Consider the following 6,518-nt stretch of genomic DNA (forward strand, 5'->3'; position numbering starts at 1 on the left):
CTATACCGTTTTCATTGTAAGCCCGTTCATATCAGTAGCCTCAGCTTGCTCAGCAACAAGGCTGATGCTGATTTTTTCAAGCGTACCCCGAATAGCATCAGCCTGAGAGCTGAGAATATTATGAGCGAGGAGTAGAGGTATTGCCGCAATCAACCCCATGACGGTTGTTATCAGCGCCGTAGAAATTCCGCCGGCCATGACTTTGGGATCACCGTTACCAAATTCTGTGATCACCTGGAAGGTATCTATCATGCCTGTGACCGTCCCCAGCAATCCGAGCATCGGCGCCAAGGCAGCCAGAAGTTTCAACATAGACAGCCCTCGCTCACAGTGTTGCTGCTCATCCACGATGGCTTCAAGCAAACGAAGTTCCATTGATTCAATCGAACGGTTCGGCTCAGCATGGTAAACCTGAAGTACACGGCCAAGCGGGTTGTTTACGGGGTATCTTGGCGATTTCATTTGTTGTCTGATAGCGATGCGGGTAGATGCCAGAGACACACCGCGAACCAAGGCGATAAATAAGCCAACACCAAGCAGCGTTAAAATCAAATATCCGACCGCTCCGCCCTGTTTTATCCTATCGAATAAATGAGGTGTTTTACTCAGTTGAAGAAACACAGCGCCACCAGTAGGATCAAAGGTCACCGATTGCCCCACTTGCAATTCCTTAACCTTTTTTTGGGTCAAGCCTCTTTCAGGTTGATACTGGAAATAGGTTGCCCGCCCAGCAAGTTCGCTCCAATCAAGGTAGCCGTTCTCTCCGACAAGCGCGATATCACCAATGCGAAAGACAGGCTGCTGAGTAATGGCACCTGAGCCATCTCTCACCGGTAAATTTAATGGGGTGATATTGCCACCGGCTTGCATGTGATTAAGCATACCCTGCCATAACTGCGCCAGTTGTTGTAAGTCCGGAAATGTGTCGCTACTCGCGATGTCTTTCAGGTTTTGACTGGTAGCACCGAGCCCAATCGATGCGGGTGACTCATGGCTTTTTCCGAGTACATAAACAGCAGCATCGTGGACAACGCTATTCACCTCTCCCAAATTGCCAGACTCAAGTTCCAGTCGTGCGTGCAGATCAGTAATGGTGCTTTCATTGGCACTGAAAACATTGTTCAGTCTGTTGATATCTTCCTCTAAGGTCGACTTTTTGGCTTGAAGCGCAGCCAGTTGTTTTGTCAGTTTCGCATGTTCTGCAACAAAAACGTGTTCACGCGCTTTATTGCGCTTCTCACTTTCCTGTTGCGCACGCAAAGAACCCGAAACAAGATCATCGGCAGCATGAGCTGGCATGACAGAAAAACATAAGACGGAAAGAATAAGACAGAGGCGAATCATCTCGTCCCCCCTGTCGAGAAAGAAACAGACAATGGAAGTGAAATCGTATGGGGTATGTCAGTTCTCTCTGCAAGACTAAATGCCAAATCAATATCTTCATTCAGATCCTCACCAAGTGCCTGCCACTGGCTTGCATCCCGGTCATACACCCAATATTGGCGATGATCCGGTGTTCGGGCCACCAGAATTATTCTCCCCAAATGGAGCATTTCTACTTCACGCTCAAGCCCATCAAGACTTATCTGGCCACTGAATACACTCAATTTCTGACCATATTCCATCTCAATTCTGTAAGCATCGAGTATCCGGCGGAATTTCTCACTGACCGTAACATCAGCGCGACCCATCATCGTTTTTAATTGCGCTATGCGATTTAACCTATGTACCCTTTTTACCGGAATATCTTGTTGAACCCATGACTCAAGACTGTCGACCATTTTATACATGAGTGGAACAATGCCTGCGCGGGTTTCAGAAATATCGGCGATCTTTTCTAACAGTTGGCTTTTTTCTTTTTCCTGACTACTCTGCAGTAATTCGAGGTGTTCTCGATAGGTGTCGAGGTTAGACGTTTCGCGTGTCAAATGCTCAATCTGCGCTTTCATTGACAGTATGTCATCTGACAGACTGTCTATTCTCTCTTGCGAGTCCACTGCGGCTTTAAGCGTCTGAGATTCAATGATGCCCGCTTTTACAACATCGTCGGCTGAAGAAGGTAAAGGAAGCAAAAAAGCCCAAAGGCATACAAAGTGATATTTCATTTTATTTTTATTCCACACTTAACAAATGCTACCCGAGAAATTCAGAATAATACGCTAGTTCTCTGGATGAAACCCGTCATTATACAGAACTTAAATAACTAATCTCTAAAGCAGACCAGATACATCATCAAAACCGAAAGATTTAAGATAGTAAGCAAAGGTGACACGTTATGACCCTTCATTTTTGAGATCATGACTATTGAAACGACAAATTTCTGCCTATTAATCGATAATTGCCGATAAACCCGTCAATTCTGTCACTTTTACACTGGAATCCGTTCGTCAACACACTCTCAGTCCATCAGCCATCTTATCCATCAACCAACTGCAAGCATTCAAAAGGTTTTATCTTTCTTTTTTTCTTCACTGGCGGCTTGTCGTCTTTCTTTCCGGGCTGAGGGCGCCAACTGATCAATTCAGCACCGCACCCATCACCTGGAGGGGGAAGAGCCTGTGAGATACAGCGTTTATCGCCCTCCGGACACTTTAAGCGCACATGCATGTGATAATTATGCCCAAACCACGGACGCACCTTCCTCAACCAGTTTCGGTTTCCCGTCGCCTCACTACACAGCTTTTCTTTGATCACCGGGTGAACAAATATGCGCTCAGTGCGCGAATCTAACGCCGCAGTTTTTATCAAGGTAGATGGTGAGGCTGCCAATTGCCTCATTCAATGTATATTCACGAAGGTTCACTAAACTCGTCGCTTTGATGTTCTCAACATCTTCAGATTCAAGTTTTTGCTGAGAAAAGGACAGCCAAATATCTGCATCAAGCCCAGTTTGATGGCTTTTGTGGCCGGAAGAGAACTGTCCGCCCCTTGGCATCGATAAGTCTGCTACCAGTAAATCAGGCACACCTTTACGTTGCGTTTCACGCGCCAACCCCTCCAAGAAATCGACCATATATGGGTGAGCAAAATAACGCAGACGAGAAGGACGAATAACCTGATAACCCTGACCACGTAAAGGCAGCGCTCTTCCTCCGAACAAGCATCCATTAGAATAACTACCGACCGATTGTTCAGGGCCTGATGTGGGGGAAGAGAATGCCTCCCACGGGTTCGCATAAATCGATAAAGGTAGAAAGAGAAACAAGCATCCAATTAAACTTCGCACCGCACACTCCTATGCATGTTTTTTGTCGCTTTAGTCAGAATAGCCTTACTGAAAACATTTGAGTGCTTAAAAAAAGAGGCAGAATCAATAAAAAGTAGCTTTATCGTTTTGGCTTTTCCGCTTAACAAGTTCCCAAACTATTAAGCCAGTCTCTTATTTGGATCTCGCGTGTTGATTCTCAGTTTTGCATCGGTAATGTGTCTGAATTCCTATATTGCTCGCGACCAAAGGTGGAGTGATGATAAATGCTTTCTTAGACATAAAAATACTGAACAGATTCGATGAGCCTCTACACATCGCGCTTGAATTAGAAAACCGCTCACAACAAACGCTGAGTGAATTCTCAATCTGTTTTGATATGCCCAGACTGTTGGCACCAGAGTGTTTAGTAAACACCTCTCTTATCAGGCAAGAAGGTTCACATATTGAACTGTCAGCACCTCAAGATATCCCGTCAGGTGAAACATGGTTGTTCGAAATTAAAAGTCACGGACCTGCACTAAAAAATACCGCAGAATGCCCGGTTGGTATCTATCTGCGCGCAGAAACTGGACTCTTTGACGTTGGCTCGCAGATTAAGATGAATCAGCCAGAGGAATTGAGCAATGCTAAATTCGTGCTGCCGACATTAAAAGCAGGGATCATTCCTCAACCTAACAATGTCATCCACAAAGATGGTACTTTCACACTCAGAGACAGCCTGACGGTCGCTTCTTCGGATCTCGCAGAACATGCAAGTAACTGGTTTGCAGAAAAGCTCAACGTTCAAGTCATCGCTGCCAGCTCTTCTGATGCAGCGCTGGCCTTTGTGGATGTTGATGAAAGAGAGATCGCAGAGGAAGCTTATCAGCTCAAAATTGATAACGAAAAAGTCATCATTCACGCGTCGTCTGCCAGCGGGTTCCTATACGGAGCAGTATCATTAGCACAGCTTTTGATCACCAACGGAAGAAAAGCCCCATGCTGCGAGATTCAAGATGCACCTCGATTTAAATATCGCGGACAATTTCTTGATTGCTCCCGGTCATTCCACACAATCGAAACGGTAAAGTCCGTCATCGAACAAATGGTGTGGCTTAAATTCAACCATTTCCACTGGCACCTCACTGATGACGAAGGATGGAGACTGGAAATCGCTGCCTACCCTCAACTGACAGAAACAGGGGCATGGCGAGGTGATTCGCAAGCGCTCAAACCACAATTCGGTTCGGGAACCCAGAAGTATGGCGGGTTCTTCACCAAAGACGAAGTAAGAGATGTGATTGAGTTTGCTGCCAGACGCGGCATTACCGTGATCCCAGAGATAGATGTCCCAGGCCATGCGAGAGCGTTAATCAAATCGTTACCCGAACTGCTTATTGAGACTGATGACCAGTCCGAGTACGTGTCTATCCAACAATACAGCGATAACGTTCTCAACCCGGGGTTAGATGCAACCTACGAAGTACTAGAAACAATTCTTGATGAAGTTTGCGAATTGTTTCCTTCACCCATGGTTCACCTTGGTGGGGATGAAGTCCCTGAACATGTGTGGGAAAAATCACCTGCCTGCTTGAAGAAACAAAAAGAACTGGGGCTTGATGATGTCCGCGAACTCGGTCGACACCTGTTCAGGCACCTGCAAGACCACTTAAGAAAGCGTGGAAAAAATACAGGTTGTTGGGAAGAAGCCATTGATGGCAAGAAGGTTGATGAACAAGCCTTCATATATACGTGGTCTAGCCCAGAGAAAATTGCGCAAGCTCTCTCCGGGGATTACCCCGTCGTTGCCTGCCCTGCACAGTTTACTTATTTCGACATGGCGGTGAATAATGACATTCATGAAACTGGCGTGTTGTGGGCAAACCCTGTAAGCCTCAAAAAAACCTATAGCTTTGAACCTACGTTTGGCCTGACAGACAACATAGATAAAATCGTGGGTACGCAGGCACTGGTATGGACCGAGTTTGTCAAAGATAAAGCAACGCTGGACTACCTCAACTACCCTCGTCTATTTGCCCTATCAGAAGTTGCTTGGACACAAGAAAGCAACAAGGATTTCGGGGCCTTTTTACCAAGACTGTCAGCGCATACCGCACACTTACACACTCTCGGCATATCAGGAAGCGCAGTTTTGCCTGAGTAATTTACATCGCTCAAAACAGTCTAAGCCCCGCCAACGCGGGGCTTTTTATTAATCACCATTGTGAAAATATCCGTTACCTGCAGATAACCACCCCATTTGCAGATCAGTACTTACGTCAAATACGACAATTTTCTTAGTACGCACAAAGACCTCATTTTTGAATTTCGGTATCTCAATAAACGTGACATTTTAGAGCATGAAATCATAAGTTATTAATTTAAATGGAATGTCATACTGGTTTCGTTCAAGTTTCGTGTGTATGTCGTTCTATATTAAGCGAATAGTTGCAAAGCTTGGCTCACCTCAACGCAAGGATAGATTTGATGATTGTAAGAAAGCTTCGATTGAAACGAGTATGGTCTCAAAGCTAGTTGGCTGTAATGGCTGGCGTTACCACCCGTGCAATCCAAAGGATCGAACAAGGTAATAGGCCGAGCCTGGAAACGCGCAAGGCACTTGCCTCTGTGTTTGAGGTAGATCTTTCAAAATTAGAGTTAGAGGATGAGCAAATGCAAAACGAAACTGAATTGAAGACTGATGAGCAACATGCGCTCTTATATGCAAAGCGTCTTAAAGAGTTCTTCGAATATTTAATAACTTACGTGTTCATGGCAGTAATATTTCTTATTGTCATGCACGATGAGCCTGTCGTTTACGTCATTTTTGCTGGTCTCGGTGTAGGGCTAGTCGTTCAAGGACTTATCGCATTTGAGAAGATCCAGTTCTTTTCTCCTAATTGGGAGAGAAAGCTTGTTGAGAAAAAGTTGGGACGTCAATTATAAAAACAATGAGGGATCTCTTAGGCTCTGGGTGACAAGGCAATATCAAAATGTGCGAACAAAGTGAGTTATGCAGTTAAAACATGACAAACGAAGATACATGCCGCACAGTCAGAAATTAATTGGGATCTCTAATTTCTTTAATCAACTACAAAGCTGGTTGGCTTCATTATATGAATAAATGATGGGGCTCTAGTTTCTTCAGTGGCTATGAATAATAACTGGAGGCTTCCTAGCTGGCAGGAGGATAGAACTCAAATCGCCGGATTTCCAGACACGGCTGAAGTATCATGCACTTTCTCTGGGTTACAAATAGCAAAAAACCCCAGCATGTCTGCTGAGGTTTCTCGAAGAAGTGGCGGAGCGGACGGGACTCGAACCCGCGACC

The 6,518-nt window shown here is 45.3% G+C and carries 6 protein-coding genes; 2 read left to right on the top strand and 4 right to left on the bottom strand.

The window, feature by feature from the left end:
• The 4 genes from CS022_RS11690 to CS022_RS27710 form a co-directional block, all read right to left on the bottom strand.
• Positions 1-1,344, bottom strand: coding sequence for a MotA/TolQ/ExbB proton channel family protein (locus tag CS022_RS11690; RefSeq protein ID WP_129122423.1), 1,344 nt, complete (start codon positions 1,342-1,344; stop codon positions 1-3).
• Positions 1,341-2,105 carry a DUF3450 domain-containing protein gene (locus tag CS022_RS11695; protein ID WP_129122424.1) on the bottom strand — a complete coding sequence of 255 codons (765 nt, stop codon included), beginning with the start codon at positions 2,103-2,105 and terminating at the stop codon, positions 1,341-1,343. Before CS022_RS11695 ends, CS022_RS11690 begins: the two co-directional genes overlap by 4 nt.
• A gap of 310 nt (positions 2,106-2,415) precedes the next feature.
• On the bottom strand, positions 2,416-2,778 hold the full coding sequence (locus CS022_RS27705) for a penicillin-insensitive murein endopeptidase (RefSeq protein ID WP_328590348.1): 363 nt from the start codon (positions 2,776-2,778) through the stop codon (positions 2,416-2,418).
• A complete protein-coding gene (locus CS022_RS27710) occupies positions 2,714-3,226 on the bottom strand; it encodes a penicillin-insensitive murein endopeptidase (protein WP_328590349.1) in 513 nt (170 codons plus the stop codon). Before CS022_RS27710 ends, CS022_RS27705 begins: the two co-directional genes overlap by 65 nt.
• Positions 3,227-3,464: 238 nt before the next feature.
• Here CS022_RS27710 and CS022_RS11705 point away from each other — a divergent pair, with 238 nt between their 5' ends.
• Together CS022_RS11705 and CS022_RS26340 are read left to right on the top strand one after the other, a co-directional pair.
• Positions 3,465-5,351 carry a beta-N-acetylhexosaminidase gene (locus tag CS022_RS11705; protein WP_129122425.1) on the top strand — a complete coding sequence of 629 codons (1,887 nt, stop codon included), beginning with the start codon at positions 3,465-3,467 and terminating at the stop codon, positions 5,349-5,351.
• Between the two features lie 380 nt (positions 5,352-5,731).
• Positions 5,732-6,133 (top strand): helix-turn-helix domain-containing protein, encoded by a 402-nt coding sequence (locus CS022_RS26340; RefSeq protein WP_129122433.1) that lies wholly within the window; start codon positions 5,732-5,734, stop codon positions 6,131-6,133.
• Positions 6,134-6,518: the final 385 nt, after the last annotated feature.

This window comes from Veronia nyctiphanis (genome assembly GCF_004116385.1).
Taxonomy (GTDB): Bacteria; Pseudomonadota; Gammaproteobacteria; order Enterobacterales; family Vibrionaceae; genus Veronia; species Veronia nyctiphanis.